The sequence below is a fragment of the Borreliella yangtzensis genome (genome assembly GCF_014201775.1).
GTDB lineage: Bacteria > Spirochaetota > Spirochaetia > Borreliales > Borreliaceae > Borreliella > Borreliella yangtzensis.
The window spans coordinates 309518-333867 of sequence record NZ_JACHFG010000001.1; the positions used below are offsets into that span (position 1 = coordinate 309518).

Genomic DNA, 24350 nt, shown 5'->3' on the forward strand with positions numbered 1-24350 from the left:
TTGATGGAGAATAATATTGATACATTAAAAAAACTTGAAGTTATATATAAGTCTAAGTTTGAGCTTGAAGAAAGACGAAAAAGTATTCCTAAGTATTTGGAGATGAAAAAAGTTCAGATTGAAGAATTATCGAAAGTTCTTATTGATTTGCAACAGAAGTTTAAGGAATACCAAAAAGAAGACTCTGCTTTAAAGTTAGATATTCAAGATATTAATTCAAGAAAAAGTAAAGCAGAAGAAAAAATTGATAGCATTAAAACGCAAAGAGAATATGAAGCTCTTGAAAAAGAGCTTCAGATTATTATTGACGATGAAGTTACAATTAGAAAAAAGATGACGCATGTTAATGGACTTAAAACTAAAATAGAAAAAGAAATATTAGATGTCACCGAAAAGCATAACAAAGAAGAAGAATGTTTTAGGGCTGAAAGCAATAGTTTAGAGTTAGAACTTTTAGAAATTGAAAAAAAACTTTTAGAAATAGGGCGTGAAGAGTTAAATTGTGCTTCTAAAATGAATGAAGATTTTTTATTTAAATTTCAAAGGATAATAAGAAATAAATCAAACGGAGTTGTGCCCTTAATTAACAATGTTTGTAAAGGTTGTCATATGATACTTCCTGTTGAATTTGCAAATAAAGTAAGACGTAAGCCCAACGATATTAAATTTTGTCCTTATTGCAGTAGAATACTTTATTATCAGGATAAAATTCGAATAAGTGATGAAATAATTCCTGGTAGTTTGGCAGATCTTATTGAATAAAATTTATTAATTTGATACTTTTTATTTAAGCTGGCAGTCAGTCATCGCTTAGTTTTATAATAATTAAAGCTTAAGAGGAAAGTCCGAGCTCCAATAAGAACATAATGCTAGGTAATGCCTAGGGGTTTTAAACCTAAGAAAGTGTCGCAGAAAATTACCGCCATAAAAGGCAAGGGTGAAAAGGTGGGGTAAGAGCTCACCGCTTATTTAGCAATAAATACAGGCAAGATAAACCTCATTAGGAGCAAGATCAAGTATGTAAGTTTCCTTTGTTCTTGAGGGTGTGCTTACGGGTAGATCGCATGATTTTTTTAGCGATAAAAAAACAAGAGAGATGATGGCATAATACAGAACTCGGCTTATGGATGTCAGCTTAATTTCGTAAATATAAAAGAGAGTTTTAATGGAAATAAGATATTTAAGATATATTTTTTATTCATTTACGATTTTCATTTTTATTTTTTTAATTTATTATATTTTATCATATTTCAAGTCTTTTTCTAGTTCTTATTTAAAAGCAGGCCCAACAGAGGTTGATTTGCTTTTGCTATGGGATAAAAAAGAATACAAAGAAATAATAGATTATGCCGAGAATGATATCAAAAATCATAGATTTGATTTTAATTTAAATTTGCTTTTGGGATTTTCATACTTTTATTATTCTTTAATAGTAAATGAAGAATATTTGAAAGGAGAATTTTTAGATAAATCTATAGAAAGATTAAGATTTTTAATTTCTATAAATGGTGGAGTCTCTATAGGCTCCTTGTATTATATATTGGGGAAGGCATATTCTCATAAAGGAGAGTTTTATAGTGAACTTGCAGTGAAATTTTTGAAGAAGGCTTTAAGTGTTGATAATTTTGATTTCATGAACATTAAAGAAGATATTTTTGAATATTTAGGGTATTCATATCAGCTTTTAAGAGATTATAAGTCTAGTTTAAAGTTTTTTGAAAAAGCCTACAATGAAAATAAATCTGATTTAGTGCTTTGGAGTTTAGCTTATGTTAATTATAAGTTGAATGATATAAACAAAAGTGTTGAGTATATAAAAAAAATAATAGAAGAAGAGAAAGAAAAATTGTCAAAGGGTGAGAGAACAGATGAAAATTTAATTCAAAAGGTATATTTGCTTTATGGAGACATATTATTAGATAAGGGTGATTATGATGGTGCTTTTAATTACTATAATAAAGTTCTAGAAATTAATAGTTCAAATTCTAGCGTTTATGTTAAAATAGGAGATATATATAGAAAGAAAGATAAAGATTATCCTAAAGCTAGAAAATATTGGAGAGAAGCTCTCAATCTTAATCCTTATTTAGAAGCAGCAAGAGAGAGACTTGGAATTACTCTGGAAGATTTTTAGGGAGGTTGGTTTGAATTTGTTTAAGTCTTTTTTGATAGATATTGGCATTGATCTTGGAACATGTAATACATTGGTTTATATTAAAGATTATGGTGTGGTTATGAGTGAGCCTTCTGTTGTTGCAATAGATATTACTAAAGGTAATAAAGTTGTTGCAGTTGGCCGAAATGCTAAAAAAATGCTTTGGAAAACTCCAGAAAATATTAAGGCTGTGCGTCCGCTTAGAGACGGTGTTATTGCTGATATTGAAAATACAGAGAAGATGATTAAATATTTTATTAATCAAATTTTTTCTCGTAAAAAATTGTTTTTTAAGCCAAGAATGGTAATAGGTGTTCCAACTTGCATTACAGAGGTTGAACGAAGAGCTGTAAAAGAGAGCGCAATGAATGCCGGTGCAAGAGAAGTTAAAGTAATAGAAGAATCTCTTGCAGCTGCTATTGGATCTGATATTCCTATTTTTGAACCTACGGGTCACATGGTATGTGATATTGGAGGTGGAACTACAGAAATATCGGTTATTTCTCTTGGTGGCATGGTTGTAAGTAGGGCGATTAGAACCGGTGGTGACGAATTTGATGAGAGCATAATAAAGTACATGAGAAATTCTCATAATATTATAATTGGCCAACAGACAGCAGAAAAATTGAAAATTATGATAGGAAATGTATATCCTGATATTCAAAATTTAAGGGTAGAAAAAATAGATATTAAGGGTACAGATGCTGTAACGGGTCTTCCTAGAAAACAACTTGTTGATTCTATGGAAGTAAGAGAGTCTTTACAAGAACCGATTAATATTGTTGTGGATGAAGTTAAGCGTACTCTTGGTGCAACGCCTCCAGAGCTTGCTACAGACATTGTTGAGCGTGGTATTATTTTGACAGGAGGAGGAGCTCTTCTTAAGGGTTTAAATAGGCTTCTTTCAAAAGAGACCGGAGTTCCTGTTTATGTTGCAGACAATCCACTTCTTTCTGTAGCTGTTGGTGCTGGGTTATTTTATGACTATGCTAATAGAATAGATATTAGCAAGAATATTTACAGTTTTATCAATGAATAGGTTATGAATTTTCTTGTCAAATTCAAGAATTTTATCAAAGTGCTTTTAGTGTTGATAGTTTCTCTTGTTTTTATGATTTATGATTCAAGCAGTATTCAAAGAAAAAAATCTGATGATTTTTTGTTTTTTACTATTAATTCTTATATTCAAAGTAGAATGCATGAAATTTTTAGTTTTATTTCTAATGTTTTTAAAACTGTGAATGAATACAAGAATTATAAAGACAAGATAGAGTTTTACAAAAAAAGGATACAACAGCTTGAAATAGTAACCCAGAATATACAGTCATTAAGGCAAGAGAATGTCCGTCTCAAAGAGCAATTAAATTTTTATTCGTCAAGTTCTAATGATTTTATTTCAGCAGAGATTATATATCTAAATTATTCAAATATATCAACATTAATGGCTATTAATAAAGGATTCAATGACGGTATAGAAAAGGATATGATAGCAGTTGCATATCAAGATGGATTTAGTGGTCTTGTAGGCAAAGTTGTAAAGGTTTATTCCAATACTGCTAAAATTTTGCCTTTGACTAATTATGAAAATTTTGTGTCCGCAAGGATTCAAAGTAGTAGGTTTATAGGCCTTATAGAAGGCAATGGTTATGGTAAAAAACTTGAAATGAATTATGTCAATAGACTTGCTGAAAAAGATTTGAAGATAGGTGACTCCATTGTTACTGCTGGGTTTAGTGAATATCCGGTTGGAATTTATATTGGAAAGATTACAAATTTTCATATTCTTGATTACAATTCTCTTTTAAAAATAGAAGTAGAGCCAGCAATAGTTTTAGATAAGCTTGAGTATGTTTTTCTTGTTAAAAACAACAAAGAGATTGGTAAATAATGACAGCATTTTTAACATATTTTATTTCTAGCGCATTTTTAGGTAAAATTTTTCAACACTATTTTGCAACTTATTTTTATTTTTCAATAGATATTTTTTTAATTTTTCTAGTTTATAATTCTTTGAATTTTATTTTTAATGTGGGTTTGTTATCTGGTATTTTATATGGTCTTCTTATGGATTATTTTACAGGATTACCACTTGGATTTTTTGTTTTTGGGTATACATTAATATTTTATTTTAATAATAAAATAAAGTTATTAATGCCTAAAAATATGCTTAGCATGACAATATTTTTTATTCTTTCAAAAGTTATATTATGGTTTTTGGCTATTATATTTTATGATTTTGTAGATTTGAAATCTTTTAATTATTCAATTTTTAATCTTGACCTTGTTGTAAATATAATGTTTATTAATTTTTTATATCCAATTCAGAATTATTTTACTAGAAATTTTTATTCTTTTAAAGAGGATTATTAGTGGGTGTTATAACAAATTTTAGATACAGATTTGGCATATTTTTTTTAATAGTAATTATGCTGTTTTATTTAGCAATTTTATTTAAAATGCAAATTGGTAAGCATTTATTTTATGATAGGGAAGCTAATGTTTTTTTATCAAGGTTGGAAAAAATTAATGCCTCAAGGGGTGAGATCTTAGATTCTAATTCTAATGTTTTGGCAAATAATTTAACCATGTTTGTTTTAAAGATAAGTTTGCAACAGTATTATAATATGCCCGTTGCTACTAGAATTGAGATGATAGACTTTTTGGCGAGCACTCTAGATATTGATAAATCGATTATTCTGTCTAAGCTCCAAGAACCTGGTGGATATCTTAAAGATGTTGAAATAATGGAGCTTACTCCAAAAATGCTGTTTAAAATTTCTGAAAAAAAGTTTTATTATCCGGCTCTTTCATGGACTTATTCTTTTAAGCGTAACTATTTAGTTGACGATTCATATTCGCATTCAATCGGTTATGTTGGGCAAATAAACCAAAGAGAACTTAGAACATTTTATAATGTTAGTGGTTATGACAACACTTCTACGATTGGAAAGCTGGGTGTTGAACAGGTTTATGATAATTATATTAGAGGGCAAGAGGGACTAATTAAATACAAAGTGGATTCTAAAGAGAGAAGAATAGACGATGGTTCTATTATAAGAAATATGGTACCAGGCAATGATGTTGTACTTAATATTGATAAAGATGTTCAAGATCTTGCTAAGAATGCTTTAGGCAAAAGGCATGGTTCTATTGTTGTATTAAAACCATCAACAGGTGCTGTTCTTTCTCTTCACAATTATCCTTACTATTCTATGACAGATGTTTACAATAAACATAATAAGGAAGATTATTCTTTTTTAAATAAGGCTATTCAATCTGTTTATCCGCCGGCGTCTATTTTTAAATTAGTTGTTGCTGCGGCTATTCTTGAGGAGAGAGTTATAGATAAAGATCGTAAAATTTATTGTCCTGGATATTTTAAAGTTGGAAATAGAATTTTTCATTGTTGGAAGCCTGGTGGTCATGGGTATGTTAATTTAGAAGAGGCTATTGCACATTCTTCTAATGTTTATTTTTATACACTTGGACTTAAGTATCTTGGGGTTGATAGAATTAGAAAATATGCAAAAGAATTCGGGTTTGGAGAAAAAACGGGAATTGATTTGCCAAATGAAGTATCTGGTCTACTTCCTAGTCCTGAGTGGAAAGAAAAAACTTTTAATCAGCCTTGGGTAGGAGGAGATACTGTAAATTTTTCAATAGGTCAAGGATTTTTAAATGCTACTCCTATGCAAATTGTTAATATGGTTGCTATGATTGCAAATGAAGGTGTGATATATAAGCCTAGAATTGTAAATAGAATTTTAAAGGGCGGTACGAATGAAGTTCTTCTTGAGAATAAGCCTGAAATACTAAGAAAGACAAATCTTATTAGTAAGAACACATTTAAGCTTCTAAAAAAATATATGAGAAGTGTTGTAACTTATGGTACAGCAAAATATGCAGTTCTTACGAAAGCTGTTAAAGTTGGAGGCAAAACAGGTACTGGTCAAACTGGTATAGATGGTTTTGAAAACAGTTCTTTTATTGGACTTGCTCCTTATAATGGCTCAGCTGATAATCAAATTATTGTTTTTAGTTTGGTTGAGGCAAAAAGCAATGTAGATTGGTGGCCTGCAAAATCTACAGATTTAATAATGCAAGGTATTTTTGCAAATCAAAGTTATGAAGATATTCTTAAAGGGTATAGGCCTTGGTATATTAGGTAGATTAATGGTTTTTAGGAAAAATTATGATTATTTAGCTTTGATAAGCTTATTTATAGTTTCTTTTGTTGGTATATTGTTGATTTATTCTAGTGATTATAATATTAGTGGTTCTTTAACCAAGAATGAATATATAAAACAATCTTTTTGGGTAATTATTGGATTTTTTCTAATTTTTATATTGGGTAAGTATGATTTAAAATTTGTTTATAGCATGGTATATCCTTTATATTATTTATTAATATTGACTTTAATTTTTACTGCATTTTTTGGAATGACCGTAAACGGAGCAAGGTCTTGGATTGGTATATGGAAACTTGGGGGACAGCCTTCTGAATTTGGTAAAGTTATTATTATATTAACCCTTTCAAAATTTTATGCTGAAAAAAAAGGTTATAATGAATTTTTTATCTTTATTGCTGCTTTTTTGTTGATTTTTCCATCGGTAATTCTTATATTGTTGCAACCTGATTTTGGTACAGCGATAGTATATTTAACCATTTTTATATTTATTTCTTTTTTTGCAGGAATAGATTTACATTATGTTTTAGCATTTGCGTTGACAGGGTTTTTATCTTTTGTTTTTGCAATTTTACCGGTTTGGTATGAATATAAGGTGAATATGGGTAATGTATTCTATCTTATTTTTTCAAATCCTTTCTATTTCAAAGTATTAATGGGGGTGTTGCTTTTAATACTTTTGATTTCTGTTTTGGGATTTTTTATTGCTAAATATGGTTTGAGTATTAAAATAATTTATTTTTATGTATTTTTTGTAAGTTCTATTTTGTTGGTTTCAATAGTATTTTCAAAAGTTCTTTCAAAGTTAATGAAGACTTATCAGATTAAAAGGTTTTTAGTATTCTTAGATCCGGATATTGATGCTAAGGGTGCTGGTTGGAATTTAAATCAGGTTAAGATAGCAATTGGTTCTGGAGGTCTTTTAGGCAAAGGATTTTTAAAGGGACCTTATACCCATGCTAATTATGTGCCGTCTCAGAGCACAGATTTTATTTTCTCTATTCTTGCTGAAGAGTTTGGATTTTTAGGTGTTAGTACGATTTTAATATTATTTTTTTTTCTTTTTTTTAAATTTTTGATAATAATGAATAAAAGTCAAGATAGATATATGGCTTTAGTAATATCTGGAATTTTGGGACTTTTATTTTTTCATACCTCTTTTAATGTTGGAATGTCTTTAGGGGTTCTTCCTATTACTGGGATTCCTTTTCCTTTTCTTTCTTATGGGGGGTCTTCTACTATTACATTTTTTTTAGCAATGTCTTTTTATTTTAATATTGAATCAATAGTTGCTATGGATTGAGAATTTATTTTTATTTTTTTGCTTTCTTGTCTCTATTTTTTTAGAAAATTTTTTTGTATATTTTAATTTAGTAATTATAAATATTTGAAGTATGCATTTTGCGTAAAAGCAATGAATGTAAATTATAATTTTTCAATAAAAATCAAGAGATTAAGGGTATTATTGTGAGCAAAGATTTAAATAAAGAAGATATTCTTTACAAAAAAAGACATTCAATAGCTCATGTTATGGCAGAAGCTGTGCGTGATTTATTTCCAAATACCAAGATTGCCATAGGACCCCCTATTAAAGATGGTTTTTATTATGATTTTGAATTTAAAAAGCAAATTACAGAGGATTCTCTTTTGGATATAGAAAATAGAATGAGAGAGATTTTAAAGACTGGAAGTTCTTTCGAAAAAGAGATAATAAGCGTAGAACAGGCCCTTGAAATTTTTAAAGATGAGCCTTATAAGATTGATTTGATTAAAAATTTTGATTTACAAAATGAAATTTCTATTTATAAAAGTCATAATTTTGTCGATCTTTGCAGGGGGCCTCATGTTGACAATATGAATAAAATTGATCCAAAGGCATTTAAGCTTACTGGTATTGCTGGGGCTTATTGGCGAGGTAATGAAAAAAATACAATGCTTACCAGAATTTATGGAACTTTGTGGAATAATGAAAAAGATTTAAAATCTTATCTTAATTTGAGAGAAGAAATAAAAAAAAGAGACCATAGAAAGCTTGGAAGAGAACTTGATTTATTTTCTATTCATGAAGAGGTTGGGCCGGGACTTGTTTTTTTCCATCCCAATGGGGCCAAAATAAGATCTTTAATAGAGGATTTTTGGAGAGAGGAACATTCTAAAAATGGTTATGATATTCTTTTTACTCCTCATGTTGGTAAGTCTTGGCTTTGGCAAACTTCTGGTCATTTAGATTTTTATAAAGATAGCATGTTTGAAAAAATAGAAATGGATAAAAGCGATTATTATCTTAAACCCATGAATTGTCCTTTTCATATTGCAATTTACAATGCGGGCAAGCATTCTTATAGAGATTTACCATTTAGATGGGCCGAACTTGGTACTGTGTATCGTTATGAAAAGATAGGGGCTTTGCATGGCATGATGAGGGTCAGAGGTTTCACTCAGGATGATGCTCATATTATATGTACTCATTCTCAAGTTGTAGGTGAGATTAAAGAAGTTCTTAGGTTTGCTATTTATATGTGGAGTAAGTTTGGCTTTAACAGTTTAAAGGCATATCTTTCTACCAAGCCTGACAAGTCTGTAGGGAATGATGTTGATTGGGAAATGTCTTTAAAAGTTCTTGAAGAGACTTTAAGCGATTTTGAAGTTCCTTATGAAATTGATAAAGGGGGAGGTGCTTTTTATGGGCCTAAAATTGACCTTAAGATAGTTGATTCGCTTGAGAGAGAGTGGCAGATGAGCACAATTCAATTTGATTTTAATCTACCCGAGAGATTTAACATGACTTATACTGCTTATGATGGTAAAGAAAAAAGACCTTTTATGATTCATCGAGCTTTGTTGGGATCTATTGAAAGATTTTTTGGAATTCTTGTAGAACACTATGGTGGAGCGTTTCCTTTATGGTTGTCTCCTGTACAAGCGGTAATTATTCCCGTTAACAATACTGTAGAAGATTATTCTATTAAAGTTTTAAATAAATTTAAAAATGAGGGAATTAGAATAAAACTTGATAATAGTTCCTCAAGAATGAATGCTAAAATTAGAGAATATCAAGCTAAAAAAATACCTTATATGTTTATAATTGGCGAGAGAGAAGTAGCGGAAGAAAAAATATCTATTAGAACAAGAACAAATGAACAAATAAATGGAATGGAACTTAATGAGGCTCTTAAATTTATTTTATTAAAAATAAGAAACAAGGAGATTTTATAAATTGTGAATAATTTAATCAAGTTTATTACTCCTAATAAAATAACATTAGCTAGGATTGTGCTTTCCTTTATTATATTAATTTTGTTTTTTTTGGAAAATCTATTTTTTCCATATTTATTTTTTGTAATGATTTGGTTTTTAATCATTTTTAATGAGTTTACTGACTTTATTGATGGTTATATTGCAAGAAAATATGGTCTTGTTAGTAATGTAGGTAAAATTTTAGATCCGTATGCAGATGTTTTGCAACATTTAACGTATTTTGTTTTTTTCTTTTACAAAGGCATAACCCCTTATTATTTTTTTGTAATATTTATTTATCGTGAAATTTCTATTGGTTTTGTTAGGAATTTAATTATTCAGTTTAATATAGTTCAACAAGCCAATTTTTTGGGAAAATTAAAGTCATTTCTTTATGCTGTTTGTACTTTTGCAAGTCTTTTACTTTATACTTTTAATCAACTCAACTTTACAAAACCGATTCAAAATTTTATTAGCTACATTTTAAATTTTGAATTCAAATTCTTATTTGTTGTTCAAGCAATGTATGTTTGTGCTGCTCTTTTTGCAATTTTATCATTTTTAGATTATGTGTTTGTATTTTTGAATATAAAAAAATATGAAAATAAATAAGACATTAATTTTGATATTTTTATTTATAAAGCTTTCTTTCATTCAAGCTCAAGCCAATCAAATATTAACGGAAATTAGCCCGTTGAGTATTTTAAATAAAAATGGAAAGGGCAGTGTTTATTTAAAAGTCAGCAAATCTTCTGATTATATTTTAACTTTAGATAAGAGTTCAAATTCCGATTTTGTTTTTAAAATTTATGATATTTCTAATAAAAGGTACATAACTGATAAAATAAAAAAAAGAGATTTTAAAATAAGGTTAGATAAGAATTCTCTTTATGCAATAATATATGTTGGAACTAAAAATGAGAACATAAAGTTTTCGCTTACAGATTTAGATTTTTCAATTTTGAATAACAATTCTCTGAAAGCTAAAACATCTAAGATTGAAAAAGAAAATTTATTTTTTACTTTAAAGGATTTGCCCGTTTTAAATTTAACTGGCAAGCTTAAAAAGTATATATTAAGGACTTATAAAAGTAATATTTATATTGCGTATCAGTTAGAAAATAGCGAAGACATTAAAGTTGCTGAGTTTATTGAGGATGTTGGTTGGTTTAATCTTGATTCGTCTGTTAATGTTAATATTATTAATATAGTTAATTTTGATTTTTCAATTAATTCAAAAGGAAATTTATATATTGCTTTTGTTACGAAATCAGGGGCTGATTTTACTAGCGAGCTTGTAGTTAAAAAATTTAATAGCAGAAAATGGATTGATATTAGCCCTAGGTACATAGAAAATTTTGGATCTTTATTAAATATTAGCATTGATTTAAAGGATAGGTTGTATTTAACATATTTAAGGGAAATTGGAGGTGAATATAAAATAAATTTAATTTCAAATATGGGGTACGGAAGTATTTGGACTGATGTAATATATTCTTATTTAAGCAAAGGCGATTCTAATGTTAATTCATCAAACATTGGACTAATATCAGAACCTTTTTTGGGTATTTTTTATAATTATAAGTCAAATAATGAGATTAAATCTGAATTTATTGTAAACAATGAAAATTCTTGGGTAAATGCAAATATTCCTTCTGTTTATATGGCTAATTTTATTAAAGGTTTTTTTGATTCTAATTTTAATCAAATAATTATGAGTTTGGTGTCTGAAAATAGACCTATTGTAAGTATTTGTCCTTTAAAAAGCAATAAATGGATTAATATAAGTCCTAATGTTGCAATGGAAGGTTCAATTATTGATATTGGGCTTTATAAAAATAATTTATTTTTAGCTTTTGAAGACAATAATAATGTGAGATTAATTTATTTTAAGAATAAAAATTGGTATTTTTTAAATAAATTGAATTATTTTAAGAGCAATGTTGCTAGTCCCCAGATTGGAATTTATGGTGATCAAGGGCTTTTAGTCTCTACTTTAAGCTCTAATACCAATAAGTTATTTTTTACTTTGGTTTGCCAATGAAAGTAGTTCAAAGTAGGATCTAGTCTCAAGGTTTTCTTTTAATCCTAATTGATTGATTATGCTGGCAATTTCTCTTTTTGCCAAATCTATGTCATTTTGATTGGTAACTATTTTTTCTATTTCTAAAAAAAATCCAAGATTCTTTATTTCGTTTATCTCTACATTTAAATTATTAATGTGATAAATTAAACTTTTTTTTATTTTTTTGTATAGTTTTTTAAATTTAAGCTCTTTCATAAGGATTAAAAAATTATTAATATTGTCTATTTTAAATTCTACCTCTTTATTAATTTCTATAGTATTGTTGTTGTCTATTATTTTTTTTTTAAATGTGACAATTTTTTCTAAAGTATTTAATTTCCTTATTCTTATAATTTTTTTTAGGTTAGAGTAGTAAATGTCAGTTTTTATTTCTTCTTTAATAAACTTGAATTTTTTATTTGCTAATTTAATAATTCTTTTCAACTCTTTTTGGGGAATAAATGCTTTTGATTCTACTTCAAACATATATTAAAAATAATGTAATTATGATAGTATTTCAATGTTAAAATATTATGCTATATAAGATAAATTTTTAGTAATTTAAACAACTTTTTGTATGATATGTTGAAATTTGAATTTAGCGACAGGTTTTTACTTTTTAGTTATTTTGTTTTAATGATGTTTATAGGCTCTCTTTTGTTAATGTTGCCTATTGCATGGCAAGGTGAGGGCAAATTAGCATACATTGATGCTCTTTTTACTGCTGTTTCTGCTGTAAGCATTACAGGTCTTGTAACGGTTGAAGTAGAAAGTTTTTCTACTTTTGGATTTATCTTAATAATGCTACTAGTTCAGCTTGGAGGCCTTGGATTTATAAGCATTACTACTTTTTATTTACTTATACCTAAAAAGAAAATGAATTTAACAGATGCAAGAATAATAAAGCAATATTCCCTTTCAAATATAGAATATAATCCTATTAGAATTTTAAAAAGTATATTGTTTATAACTTTTTCAATTGAGATGATAGGTTTAATATTAATACTTATTTGTTTTAAACTTAGGGGGGTTAATATTTCATTCTTAGAGGCTTTATTTACTACAGTATCTGCTTTTTGTAATGCGGGTTTTTCTATGCATTCTGAGAGTATTTATGCGTGGCGAGATGTTCCTGAAGCTATAGTTGTGGTTTCTATTTTAATAATTTGTGGTGGGCTTGGGTTTATGGTTTATAGAGATGTAAATAATACTATTAAGAACAAAAAAAAACTATCACTTCATGCTAAAATAGTTTTTTCGTTAAGTTTTGTTTTAATTATAATTGGCTCAATTTTATTTTTTTTTACAGAGATGCATAAATTAAAATGTGGTTATTCAATAGGCACTCTAATATTTAATTCAATTTTTTATTCAATTAGTACTAGAACAGCTGGTTTTAATTATCTTGATAATTCTTTGATAAGCGGAAGAACCCAAATAGTTTCTCTGCCGTTTATGTTTATTGGTGGGGCACCTGGATCAACTGCAGGGGGAATTAAGATTACAACATTTTTTTTAATTATATTAGCTGTTGTTAAAAATCAAAATGGCAATGGGTATATTATTGGATCTTATAAGGTTTCAATAGATAGTATAAGGTTTGCACTTTTATTTTTTGCAAGAGCTATTTTTATTTTAAGTTTTTCTTTTTTCATGCTTCTTTTTTTTGAAGGAGGGTCTGGCAATTGGAAAGTTATTGATTTGGGTTATGAAGTATTTTCTGCTTTTGGGACAGTTGGTCTTTCAGTTGGAGTAACTCAGGATTTGTCATTTTGGGGTAAAGTCATTATAATTTTTACTATGTTTGCAGGGCGAATAGGGCTTTTTTCGATGGCTGTTTTTGTTTCAAGAAAGGTTCGTTTTGAAGAATTTACAAGACCAAGACAAGATATTTTGGTTGGGTGAAGCATATGAAAACATTTGTTATTATTGGGCTAAGTAATTTAGGAATTCACTTGCTTGAAGATTTAAGCAGACTTGATTGTCAAATTATTATTATAGATACATCTAAAGAACTTATTGAAGAATATGATGTAATATCTACAGAAAGTTTTGTTGTTGAACAATTTACTAAAAATGCTTTGAAAAGAATAATTCCTGTAGATACAGACGCTGTTGTGATTGACTTTGATGATGATCTTGGCAAAAGTGCTCTTGTAACCCACTATTGTAATCTTTTAGGTTTGAAGGAAATATGTGTTAAGACAGAAAATAGGGATGATGCTGAAATATTGAAAACTCTTGGCGCAACAAAAATTATATTTCCAAGTAAAGATGCTGCAAGAAGATTAACCCCATTATTAGTATCTCCTAATCTTTCAACTTATAATATTATTGGGTATGATATTATTGTGGCTGAAACTGTTATTCCCAAAGAATATGTTGGAAAAACTCTTTATGAAGCTGATCTTAGAAGAGAACGCGGTATTACAGTTATTGCTGTTAGGAATTTAAGTAATTCTAGGTATGAATTTGTTGATGGTGATTATTTTTTTTTAAAAGATGATAAAATTGTAATTTGTGGAAAACCAGATAGTATTGAAAATTTTACAAACAATAAAGATTTAATTAAAGATTTAATTTCGGTTTCTAAAGAGGATGAAAATTTAAATAAAGATGCTGAAAAGAAGCCTAGATTTGTAGGGATTTTTAATTTTATGAAAATTTTTCAAAAAGATCGTAAGGATAATTAGGGTTCAAGAATGACTAAAATTATTCCTGTAGCAAGTGGTAAAGGTGGTGTTGGAAAAACATCTTTTGTTGCAAATGTTGGTTATAAGCTTTCTAGTTTGGGTAAAACTGTAATACTTGTTGACCTTGATCTTGGAGGTTCTAATTTGCATACATGTTTGGGTGTTAAGAATAAAGGTGTAGGCATTGGTTCTTTTATTAATAAAAAGGATAAAAGTTTTTCAGATTTAGTATGCAAAACATCTTATGATAAGCTTTACCTTATTCCAGGTGATGCTCTTTATACTGGAACAGCCAATCTTTCTTTTTCTATTAAGAAAAAAATTATCGAAGCCATTCAAAAAGATCTTATTGCTGATTTTATTTTTTTAGATTTAGGATCTGGAACTTCTTATAATACAATAGATTTTTATTTAGCATCTTATAGTGGTATTATTGTTACAGTGCCAGAGACCCCCTCTATACTTAATGCTTATTCTTTTTTAAAGAATGCTCTTTATCGTCTTTTATATTTAGGGTTTCCGCAAAAAAGCCCTGAGCGTGATTATATTGGTAATTTTTTCAAAGATAAGATTGAAGGTACAAAGCTTGGATTTAAAGATTTGGTTGTTGGGATTGAACTTATTTCATTGAGTTCTTCTTTGAAAGTTAAGAAGATGATGAATAATTTTTATCCTAGAGTGGTGTTAAATAGAATAGAAACTAGTGAAGAGATTGCTATGTGTGAAAATTTGATTAATGTTGTTAAGAATAATATTAATATACCAATAGAGTTTATAGGCTTTGTGCCTTTTGCAAAAAGTTTTAGAGAAGCTATTAATAATAGAGTGCCATTTATTGATTTTGAGAAGAATTCAAAATTGAATAAATATTTTGAATTTATAGCTGGTAATTTAATTAAATCTCCTATTGAAGGGTCCCCTTATATTTATGATGACATATACGATATGATTAAAGATCAAAGTCAATTTATTAGAAAGTAATTAGGCTATAATTCCATAAAGGAGTATTGGGTGTATAGAATTAAGAATGAAAAGTTAGATTTTAAAATAGATAGTTTGGGAGAATGTAAGCAAAACAATCCTTTGATTGATTTTTATGCTAGCGAGGGTTTTTCACATTTTGTTAATGAAAAAAATAAAATTAAGTTTAGTGTATATAGAAATGAGGATACTGGGGATAAGTATGAAGATGTTCTTTTAGAAAAAGCTGGGCCCAGAGAAAAAATTTATTTTGTACCCAGACATGTTAAAGCTGCTATTACTACTTGTGGTGGACTTTGCCCTGGTTTTAATGATGTTATTCGTTCTATTGTTCGAACTTTATGGAAAATTTATGGTGTTCGCAATATTTATGGGGTAAAGTTTGGATATCAAGGTCTTTTGCCTGAGTCAAATTCACCTTTTATTAATCTTAATCCAGATGTTGTTGATGATATTAATAAATTTGGGGGTACTATTCTTGGTTCTTCAAGGGGTGGTATTAAACCTGTGGAAATAGTTGACACTTTGGAGAGAATGAATATTAATATGATTTTTAACATTGGTGGGGATGGTACTCAAAAGGGATCTCTTCTTATTGCTGAGGAGATAGAAAAAAGAAATTTAAAAATAGCAGTTGTGGGTATCCCTAAAACTATAGACAATGATTTTATGTTTGTTCAAAAATCTTTTGGATTTGAGACTGCCGTAGAACAAGCGGTTGCAGCTGTTGCTGGTGCTCATTTTGAAGCTAATAGTGCTTATAATGGTATTGGACTTGTTAAAGTTATGGGGCGAGATTCTGGATTTATTGCCGCTCATACTGCGCTTTCTTCTAATGATGTTAATTTTTGTTTAATTCCAGAACTTGATTTTGATATAGAAGGGCCTAATGGATTTCTTGTTCATCTTGAAAGACGACTTTTAGAGAAAGAAAGTTTAGAAGAAATTCCTCATGCAGTAATATTGATAGCAGAAGGAGCAGGTCAAAAGTATTTTGATCATTTTACTCGTAAAAAAGATGATTCTGGAAATTTGCTTTATGAGGATATTGGACTTTACATTAAAGATAAAATCACAGAATATTTTAAAGCAAAAAATATACAATTTACTCTCAAATACATTGATCCTAGTTATATTATTAGAAGTTCTCCTGCTAATGCTAGTGATTCTTTATATTGTGCTAGGCTTGGGTCGAACGCTGTGCATGCTGCAATGTCTGGCAAGACAAAAATGTTGATTAGTTTGTGGAGTACAAAATTTGTTCATATACCTATTAAGATGGCAGTAATTGACAGAAATAAGGTTAACCCAAATGGTTCTTTTTGGAGAGATGTTCTTTCAAGCACAGGACAACCGATTAGCATGAAGAATTAAATTATTAAATTTTTTCTATTTTGCAGCATTTCCAGCGATATTTAATATATCCCAGGTTCTTGAGAATGGTGGAGAATATGAAAAATCCATCATTCCCAGTTCCTTTGTTGTAAGCTTTGAATAGATTGCAATTGATAACGCATGCATTCTGATTACGGCTCCATTTTTTCCTATTGCTTGTGCTCCAAGGATTGTTTTGGTATTTTCTTCATAAATTAGCTTAATATAAAGATCTTCTTGTCCTGGATAATAATTTGTATGATTTTTATCCTTTATAAAAATTGTTTTATATTTTATTTGAAGCTTTTGTGCATCTTTTTCTGTAAGTCCTGTTCTTGCAGCCTCTAAAGATAGTACTTTAATTGAAGCTGAGCCCAATGTGCCTTTAAATGGAACATGATTCCCAGCCAAATTTTCACCGATTATTCTTCCAAGTTTGTTGGCTGTTGTTGCCAGGGGTATATATTCATTTTTTTTGCTTACTATGTTATAAGTAGTTGCGCAATCTCCTGCAGAAAAAATATTTTTTATGTTAGTTTCGCCATACTCATTTACAATTATTGCTCCATTTGTAGTAGTTTTAATCTGATTTTCTAAAAATTCAGTAGCTGGTTTTATTCCAGTAGCAAGTATAACAACGTCAGCTTGATAAGTATTTTTGTTTGTTACGACTCCTTCTACTTTTTTTTCTCCTATTAAGCTTTTTACGAACTCATTTGTATGAAGATTAACACCTTTTTTTATTAGTTCTTCTTCCATTATTTTGACTATTTCTTCGTCAAAGGAATCCATGAGTATATGTTTGTCTAGTTGAATTAGTCTTACATTTTTTCTTTTATTTTTTGCTGCTTCTATCATTTCAATTCCAATATATCCAGCACCAATTATCACTATATTTTTAATATCTTCTTTGTCCATTAAATTTTTTATTTTTTGACCATCTTCTAAATCTCTTAGCGTACAAAAATTTTTTAGATTGATATTATTGATTGCTGGGATAATAGGTTTTGCACCAGTTGCTATCATGAGCTTGTCGTAAGTGTCGCTAAAAATGCTTCCTGTTTTTTGATTTTTTATTACGATTGTATTGCTTTTTGTATCCACTTTGATAACTTCGTGGTTAGTTTTAACAGAGATGCCAGTTTTTTCGAATTCTTCTTTTGTTCTTGAGATCATTGTATTTGGACTGTCGAAAAATCCTCCTATAAAGTAAGGCAGACCACAAGTTCCAAGGGATACAATATTTGTTTTTTCATAGATAGTAATATCTAGATTGTTGTTTAAGCGTTTTGCTTTGGCTGCGGCACTAGTTCCTGCTGATGTGCCCCCAATAATTATTATTTTCATGATTGTTTTTCCATTTATTTGGTTATGAACTCTTTTTTATTGTATATATTATGGTTAAATTGTTTAAGTTGTTTTGCAGATATAACACCAGCAAGCATTGAACCGCCCACATTAACAGCTGTTCTTCCCATGTCAATTAAAGGTTCAACAGATATTACAAGTCCGACCAACCCTACTGGAAAGTTCATTGCTGAGAGTACCATTAATGAGGCTGTTGTTGCGCCTCCGCCAGCGCCAGCAGCTCCAAATGAAGTTATTATTATTAATCCAAGAAGTGTAAATATAAATGAAGCATCTGTGGGGTTTATTCCTTGAGTTGGTGCTATCATTACTGCAAGCATAGCGGGGTGCAGTGCCGCACAACCATTTTGCCCAATTGATGTTCCAAAGGAGCTTGATAAATTTGCTATTCCTTCGCTTACTCCCAAGTTTTTAGTTTGAATTTCTATATTAATAGGTATGGTTGCAGCACTAGATCTGGATATGAATGCAAATGTTAGTGCTGGAGATATTTTTTTTATAAAAGTAATTGGGTTTAATTTGTTTATTGCAATTAATGTCATATGCATAAGAAATGTAATACCTATAGCAATGTAGGAAGCAATTACAAATTCTCCAAGCTTTATTATGCTTTTGATTTCGCTGGTTGCTGTAATTTTTGTCATTAAGGCTAATATAGCATAAGGTGTTAGTTTTAAAATTAAAGTTACTATTCCTAATATTACGTCTTGAAGCGTTAATATTATTTTTTTAAAAAATTCTATTGATTCCGGTTTTTTGATAGATGCTTTTAGAGCAGCTATCCCTACAACAGCTGAAAAGATCACAACCCCAATTGTTGAATTTTTTCTAAGTCCTGCCAAATCTTCAAATATGTTTTGTGGAATAAGTTCTGATATTTTTTGTGTGATTGGTGTTTGATTTAATATTTCAAGGCCTTTTTGTAATTTTTCACCTTGTAAAATTTCACTGGCTTCTGCTTGCAGCCCCTCAGCTGTTAATCCTAATATTAAAGCAGTTGAAATGCCAATTACAGCAGCAATGCCTGCTGTAATTACTAATGTTAAGATTACAAGTAGACTCATTTTTCCAACATCTTGACTGTTGGTTAATCTTATTATTGCAGAGATTATTGATGTTATTATTAAGGGAATTATAACCATTTTAAGAAGCCTTACATATCCTTCGCCTAAAATGTTTATCCAATTAATAGTTTCGTTTGTTATAGAAGAACTTGTGCCATAAAAATATTGAATAGTAGTTCCAAATGCTATTCCTATTCCCAAAGATATAAACACTCTTTTTGTAAAAGAAACATTTTTTCTTTTGCAAAAATAAACTATGCTTATTAGAATAAGCATTATTATAATATTGATTAATGTATATAATATACTTATTTTATCCATTATTACCTCTTGTATAAGCTTAGTGCATTCTTTTTTAAACTTAAGGTTATATATTTAAAATTAATTAATCTTGTTTTAATATTTTTTTAGAATAATATTCTATTACTTCATCTTCAAAATTGTCATTTTTTAGAATTTGATTTGCAAGAATTTTGCCTAGCTGAACCCCTTCTTGGTCAAATGAGTTTATATTTAGTAAAAATCCCTCAAACATTACTTTATTTTCATAATGGGAGAGTATTGATCCTATTGCATAAGGTGTCAATTCTTTTGAATATATTAGTGCAGAAGGTCTCTCTCCTTTGAAATTTTTATTTTTGTTATTGTTTTCTTTGCCTTTTGAAAATGCTATTATTTGGGCTATTAAATTTGCTTTTAATTTGTCATTGCTTGAGCTATTATCAGATATTATATCTTCTTTAAGTTGTGTTTCATTAAAACCTATGAAATCCATTGGAACTATGTCTGTTCCTTGATGAAGCATTTGAAAGAATGAGTGTTGAACATCTGTTCCAGTGCCTCCCCAAATTATTCTTACAGTTTTATAGTTTATTGTTTCGTTAAATCTGTTTACACTTTTTCCATTGCTTTCCATTTCAAGTTGTTGCAAGTGAAGATAAAAATTTTCCATTGCTTTAGAATAAGCAATAATACAGTTACTACTGTAGTTGAGAACATTTCTTTCGTATATACTAATTAATGCTGCTAATAAGGGTGCATTGTCTTTTACATTTTTATTTAATGCTTTTTTATCAGCTTTATTGGCTCCTTTTATAATTTCTTTTACAATTTTTTCTGTGAAGCAAAGAGTGAGTAGTGTAAGTCCAACTGCTGATGTTGGTGAAAATCGCCCACCTATTGAATTATGCATGAAGAAATATTCAAGGCAACCTTTTTCTTCTAGTGCTAATAGACTATCTTTTAATGTTATGATGACCATTTGCTTTTTATACTCTTTTATGCCATTTGATTTTAATTTGTTTATTAAGAATTGCATATTAGCTTTAGTTTCTAATGTATTCCCACTTTTCGATACAATAATAAAAAGCGTTTCATCAACATTAATACTACTTAACACCTCTTCGGATTCGTCTGGATCAATGTTTGAAATAAAATAACCATTCATTAAGGTAAGATTACATTTTTTTGCATAATTTTTTATTGAGCTATAAAGAGCTTTTGGCCCTAGACTGGATCCACCAATTCCTATTTGGACTACATTTTTAAACTTTTTGCCATTTGCACTTTTAATATTTCCAGAATGGATTTGTTTCGCAAAATTATATATCTTTTCAAGTTCTGATTGAAAAAATTCTCTCATATTTTCTTTATTGTTTTCTATTACATCTTTGCCAATTTGTCCTCTTGTAAGGTGGTGTAGGACTTTTCTATTTTCACTAATATTGATCTTTTCCCCATTAAGTACTTCTTTATATTTTTCTATTAAATTTGATTCATCGCTTAAATCTTGAAAAATTTTAAGATGGTTTTCATTAATTTGCTTTGAAGCATAATTATAATGCACACTATCTCCTTCTATTGTAATTTCGTACTCTTTTATTCTTTTCCCGGTTAGTGCGGTTTTAAGCACTTCTGGAGCAATTCCTTCAAGGATTTTAAAATTTTTAAGCTCATTAAGATTTTTGTAATTTATCATAAACACACCCCTTTGATATGGTTAAAATTTTTTTATTTTTTCTTTTTCCACATGTTTTTAATTTTTAAAATTATAAATTTAAAAAATCTTATTATTATATTTCTTTCAGAATAAACTTTTAAGTAATCTTCACCTGCGTTTGCTTCACTTCTTGTAAATGATTTTCTAACATTATTCTCATCAAGTTCAATCTCAAGTAAGGTTTTTTTGTTTTCAATTGAGATTACCTTTACCTCAGCTTCTTTATAGCCAATTTCTTTTAAGGCTTGATATCTTCTAAATCCTGCTATCAAATTTTTATTTTTATCTATTATTATTGGATAAATTAGCCCATGTTTTAGAATACTGTTTTTAAGGGTTTCAAGGTCTCCTATATTTTTTCTAATTCTTTTTTTTATTTTTATTTGATCGATATCTATTAACATATTGTTTTAATCCAATTGGATGTCTTCTCCGTTGACGTCTTTATTGTTAATTTTTTCATTTTCATTTTCATTTTCATTTTCGTTTTTGTTTGAATTTAATTCCTTTGTGCTTTGTGTTTCTGTGGTTGTTTCATTAACAATAACTTCGTCTTTAATGTCTTTGGTATTTTTGAAAAGCATTTCTTCGTTATTGTCATTATTTATTTGATCTTGTTGTGAGCTCTCATTTTCTATTTCATTTATGGGTTCTTGAATGTTCATTTCTATTTGATCTTCATTATTGTTAACACGCTCAAGATCGTTGGTATTGTTTTTTAGGTTTTCAAGATTATTATCAAGATATTCAAATTCAGGAGTGTCAAAATTTATTTCATCGCTATTATTAATTTCTTCAATTCCATATATGTTGAATTCTATTGTGTTTTTAAATTCTAGTTTATTTTCATAGTATTTTGATTTTTCAATTGGCTGGGTTCCAGAAATAAATAGTTCATTTATTATTTTTTCGTCAGCAATTTCTTCTGGTAGCAGTCCTGTTTCTGCTTGCACGGGGATACTAATTATTCCTGCAGGTTTTACAAAAACTTTTTTAGGTAAGTTTTTGTGATATTCTGACATGAATTCCCCCCAGCTAGGGCCTGCCAATCCTGTTCCTGTTCCTGATATTCCTAGTGAATATCCTTTTTTGTCAAATCCAACCCAAAATGCTGTTGTTATATAAGGAGAGTATCCTATTGCCCATCCGTCTGCCCAATTTTGCGTTGTCCCCGATTTTCCAGCAATGTCAGATTTAAAATTTTTAAGATTTGTATATCTTTGATTTGCTAAGGTTCCGTATTGAATTGTTGATTTCATCATATCTGTGATGATATAAGCAGCTTGAGGAGACACTATTTGAGTTTGATGTTCTTTACTTTTTAGTTTAGCTAATATGCTTGCTTCTTTATTTACTATTAGCCTTCCGGTTCTGTCTTCAATGTATCTTATACCATAAGGTTCAATTTCGTTGCCACTATTCCCCAAAATTGCAAATGCCCTTGCCATTTGAATTGGAGAAACCGATATTACGCCTAGTGCTAGCGGATAAACTTTTGGAAACGTTTTTTCTATTTCTTTTGGATCTGTTATTCCTAGCAGTTTTGAAGAGTAGGCAATTGCAGAGTCAAAACCCAACTTGTCTAATATTCTTAATGCTGGAATATTTAAAGACAAAGCTAATGCTTGGCGTGTTAAAACATTGCCCCTCCATTTGCCACCATAATTTCCTGGAGCATAGATTTCTCCGTTTTTATCTAAAAATGCTACAGGAGAGTCTGAAAACATTGTGGCAGCTGTTATTTTTTTCAGATCAATTGCTGCTGCAAAATATAGCGTTTTGAATGCGCTTCCAGGTTGAACTTTTGCTTGTGTGGCGCGATTAAATTCGTTGTTTTTGGCATGTCCGCTTCCCCCAACCATGGCTCTTATTGCTCCGCTTGTTGTGTCTATTGCTATCATTGCTCCTTCAGGTTGTGCAATTAGTTTTGGTGTTAATTTATTTTTGATAATATATTCTTTTGTTGCCTTATCTATTTTATCAATTCCAAGTATAGCTCCAAAGCTTGCAATTAGATCAATATTGTCTTCATAAAATTTTCTTTTTCTTAGTTTTTTATATTGTCTTCCATTTATTCTTAAGTTTTTAATTCCCAATAAATCCGATATTGTATCTACTACAGGGACAATTTCTGAATTAATAATTATTGTTTCAGAGGATCTGTTTAAATTGTGCATTGTTCTTGCTTTATTAATCATATCGTTTGTAACTTTATCTGCATGTTTTTGTGCTTCAAGGTCAAGGGTTGAATATATCGAGTACCCATCTTTATATATGTTTGCACCATCTGGTAAATATTTTAATATTTTTTGTCTAATATATTCAGAAAAGTAAGGGGCCTGGTCTTTTTTGTTTGAAATTGCAGATGTATCAGCCATTCTAGTCCAATCATAGTTTTGCCAATATTCATTAAATTCTTTTTCAGCAATTTCGGCTTTTACTATCCCATTTGACACAACTTGATTTAAAACCGCGCGTTGTATTTTTTTTGAAAATTCTGGGTTGTAAAGAGGTGAATAAAGTTTTGCATTTGGGAGTTGAATTATCATCATCACGGATTCTGCTGTATTGATTTTATTTACGCTTTTGCCAAAAAAGAATTTTGATGCTGCAACTATTCCATAGTTTCCGTTTCCAAAATAAACTTTATTAAGGTATTTTTCTAGTATTTCGTATTTTGAGAGTTTTTTTTCAAGTTGGATTGCCCACCATATTTCATGTAGTTTTCTTAAAATAGACCTTCTTGCTTGATTTGTGTAGAGAAGTTTTGCAAGTTGTTGGGTTAATGTGCTGCCTCCTGAAAAATATCTGCCAAGAACAATATTAAATGCGGCTCTAAATATTCCTATTAAGGAAAAACCTCGATGAGAAAAAAATCCAATGTCTTCCCTTATTAAAAGTGTATTAATTAGATTGTCAGGCATTTTTCTCAAGGGCATTAATTCTCTATTCTCATCAGATATAAATTGAGTTATTTGTTTTCCATTAACATCTAAAAGTCTTGAAGGAATTGCTGGATTTATATACCCAAAATTTTTATCTTTTTGTATGTTTATAGTTTTAGATATTGCTAATGACAGTGTGATAATAGAAAAGCTAACTGTGAAATATGTTAAATAAATAAGTAGCTTATGCTTATTTATTTTTTTTAAATTAAAGCTATTTAAGTTCATACTTTTTACTAAAGTATACTATAAGTGCATAAGAATTAATAATATTATAAGCTG

General features: G+C 29.1%; 20 protein-coding genes and 1 other RNA gene. 15 read left to right on the plus strand and 6 right to left on the minus strand.

Annotated elements, in window-relative coordinates; genetic code table 11:
• The first annotated feature begins 3 nt into the window (after positions 1 to 3).
• The 11 genes from HNP68_RS01510 (at position 4) to HNP68_RS01560 (ending at position 11623) form a co-directional block, all read left to right on the plus strand.
• Positions 4 to 762 carry a zinc ribbon domain-containing protein gene (locus tag HNP68_RS01510; RefSeq protein WP_183219688.1) on the plus strand — a complete coding sequence of 253 codons (759 nt, stop codon included), beginning with the start codon at positions 4 to 6 and terminating at the stop codon, positions 760 to 762.
• A 26-nt stretch (positions 763 to 788) separates the two neighbouring features.
• Positions 789 to 1142: RNase P RNA component class A (rnpB, locus tag HNP68_RS01515), an RNA gene on the plus strand.
• A 23-nt stretch (positions 1143 to 1165) separates the two neighbouring features.
• A complete protein-coding gene (locus HNP68_RS01520; protein WP_183219690.1) occupies positions 1166 to 2134 on the plus strand; it encodes a tetratricopeptide repeat protein in 969 nt (322 codons plus the stop codon).
• Positions 2135 to 2144: 10 nt separating this feature from the next.
• A complete protein-coding gene (locus HNP68_RS01525) occupies positions 2145 to 3194 on the plus strand; it encodes a rod shape-determining protein (protein ID WP_183219692.1) in 1050 nt (349 codons plus the stop codon).
• A 3-nt stretch (positions 3195 to 3197) separates the two neighbouring features.
• On the plus strand, positions 3198 to 4043 hold the full coding sequence (mreC, locus tag HNP68_RS01530; protein WP_183219694.1) for a rod shape-determining protein MreC: 846 nt from the start codon (positions 3198 to 3200) through the stop codon (positions 4041 to 4043).
• The gene (gene mreD, locus HNP68_RS01535; RefSeq protein WP_183219696.1) at positions 4043 to 4525 is read left to right on the plus strand and encodes a rod shape-determining protein MreD; all 483 of its coding nucleotides are present in this window, start codon (positions 4043 to 4045) and stop codon (positions 4523 to 4525) included. Before mreC ends, mreD begins: the two co-directional genes overlap by 1 nt.
• Entirely contained in the window at positions 4525 to 6324 is a 1800-nt protein-coding gene (mrdA, locus tag HNP68_RS01540; RefSeq protein WP_183219698.1) for a penicillin-binding protein 2, read from the plus strand. The genes mreD and mrdA overlap by 1 nt, the downstream gene beginning before the upstream one ends.
• A gap of 4 nt (positions 6325 to 6328) precedes the next feature.
• Positions 6329 to 7645, plus strand: coding sequence for a rod shape-determining protein RodA (rodA, locus tag HNP68_RS01545; RefSeq protein WP_183219700.1), 1317 nt, complete (start codon positions 6329 to 6331; stop codon positions 7643 to 7645).
• Positions 7646 to 7809: 164 nt separating this feature from the next.
• Positions 7810 to 9558 (plus strand): threonine--tRNA ligase, encoded by a 1749-nt coding sequence (gene thrS, locus HNP68_RS01550; protein WP_183219702.1) that lies wholly within the window; start codon positions 7810 to 7812, stop codon positions 9556 to 9558.
• A gap of 3 nt (positions 9559 to 9561) precedes the next feature.
• Positions 9562 to 10191: a CDP-diacylglycerol--glycerol-3-phosphate 3-phosphatidyltransferase gene (pgsA, locus tag HNP68_RS01555; RefSeq protein ID WP_183219705.1), complete on the plus strand. Its 630-nt coding sequence runs from the start codon at positions 9562 to 9564 to the stop codon at positions 10189 to 10191.
• On the plus strand, positions 10178 to 11623 hold the full coding sequence (locus HNP68_RS01560; RefSeq protein WP_235684923.1) for a hypothetical protein: 1446 nt from the start codon (positions 10178 to 10180) through the stop codon (positions 11621 to 11623). Before pgsA ends, HNP68_RS01560 begins: the two co-directional genes overlap by 14 nt.
• Here HNP68_RS01560 and cyaB read toward each other — a convergent pair.
• A complete protein-coding gene (gene cyaB, locus HNP68_RS01565) occupies positions 11597 to 12130 on the minus strand; it encodes a class IV adenylate cyclase (protein WP_183219707.1) in 534 nt (177 codons plus the stop codon). The genes HNP68_RS01560 and cyaB overlap by 27 nt on opposite strands.
• Positions 12131 to 12226: 96 nt before the next feature.
• Here cyaB and HNP68_RS01570 point away from each other — a divergent pair, with 96 nt between their 5' ends.
• From HNP68_RS01570 to HNP68_RS01585, 4 genes are read left to right on the plus strand one after another with little or no spacing between them, the layout of a single operon-like run.
• Positions 12227 to 13549 (plus strand): TrkH family potassium uptake protein, encoded by a 1323-nt coding sequence (locus HNP68_RS01570; protein ID WP_183219709.1) that lies wholly within the window; start codon positions 12227 to 12229, stop codon positions 13547 to 13549.
• Between the two features lie 5 nt (positions 13550 to 13554).
• Positions 13555 to 14337 (plus strand): potassium channel family protein, encoded by a 783-nt coding sequence (locus HNP68_RS01575; RefSeq protein ID WP_183219711.1) that lies wholly within the window; start codon positions 13555 to 13557, stop codon positions 14335 to 14337.
• A 9-nt stretch (positions 14338 to 14346) separates the two neighbouring features.
• A complete protein-coding gene (locus tag HNP68_RS01580) occupies positions 14347 to 15318 on the plus strand; it encodes a MinD/ParA family protein (RefSeq protein ID WP_183219714.1) in 972 nt (323 codons plus the stop codon).
• A gap of 30 nt (positions 15319 to 15348) precedes the next feature.
• Positions 15349 to 16692 (plus strand): ATP-dependent 6-phosphofructokinase, encoded by a 1344-nt coding sequence (locus HNP68_RS01585; RefSeq protein ID WP_183219716.1) that lies wholly within the window; start codon positions 15349 to 15351, stop codon positions 16690 to 16692.
• Between the two features lie 15 nt (positions 16693 to 16707).
• Here the strand turns inward: HNP68_RS01585 and HNP68_RS01590 are convergent, their stop codons facing one another.
• From HNP68_RS01590 to HNP68_RS01610, 5 genes are all read right to left on the minus strand, one after another.
• Complete coding sequence (locus tag HNP68_RS01590; RefSeq protein WP_183219718.1) at positions 16708 to 18039, minus strand: CoA-disulfide reductase; 1332 nt, start codon at positions 18037 to 18039, stop codon at positions 16708 to 16710.
• A gap of 14 nt (positions 18040 to 18053) precedes the next feature.
• Positions 18054 to 19445, minus strand: coding sequence for an L-cystine transporter (locus HNP68_RS01595; protein ID WP_183219720.1), 1392 nt, complete (start codon positions 19443 to 19445; stop codon positions 18054 to 18056).
• A 64-nt stretch (positions 19446 to 19509) separates the two neighbouring features.
• Positions 19510 to 21102, minus strand: a complete 1593-nt coding sequence (locus HNP68_RS01600) for a glucose-6-phosphate isomerase (protein WP_183219722.1) — start codon at positions 21100 to 21102, stop codon at positions 19510 to 19512.
• A 32-nt stretch (positions 21103 to 21134) separates the two neighbouring features.
• On the minus strand, positions 21135 to 21527 hold the full coding sequence (locus HNP68_RS01605; protein ID WP_183219724.1) for a ParB N-terminal domain-containing protein: 393 nt from the start codon (positions 21525 to 21527) through the stop codon (positions 21135 to 21137).
• 6 nt (positions 21528 to 21533) lie between these two features.
• Positions 21534 to 24296 carry a penicillin-binding protein 1A gene (locus HNP68_RS01610; RefSeq protein WP_183219726.1) on the minus strand — a complete coding sequence of 921 codons (2763 nt, stop codon included), beginning with the start codon at positions 24294 to 24296 and terminating at the stop codon, positions 21534 to 21536.
• Positions 24297 to 24350 lie beyond the last annotated feature (54 nt).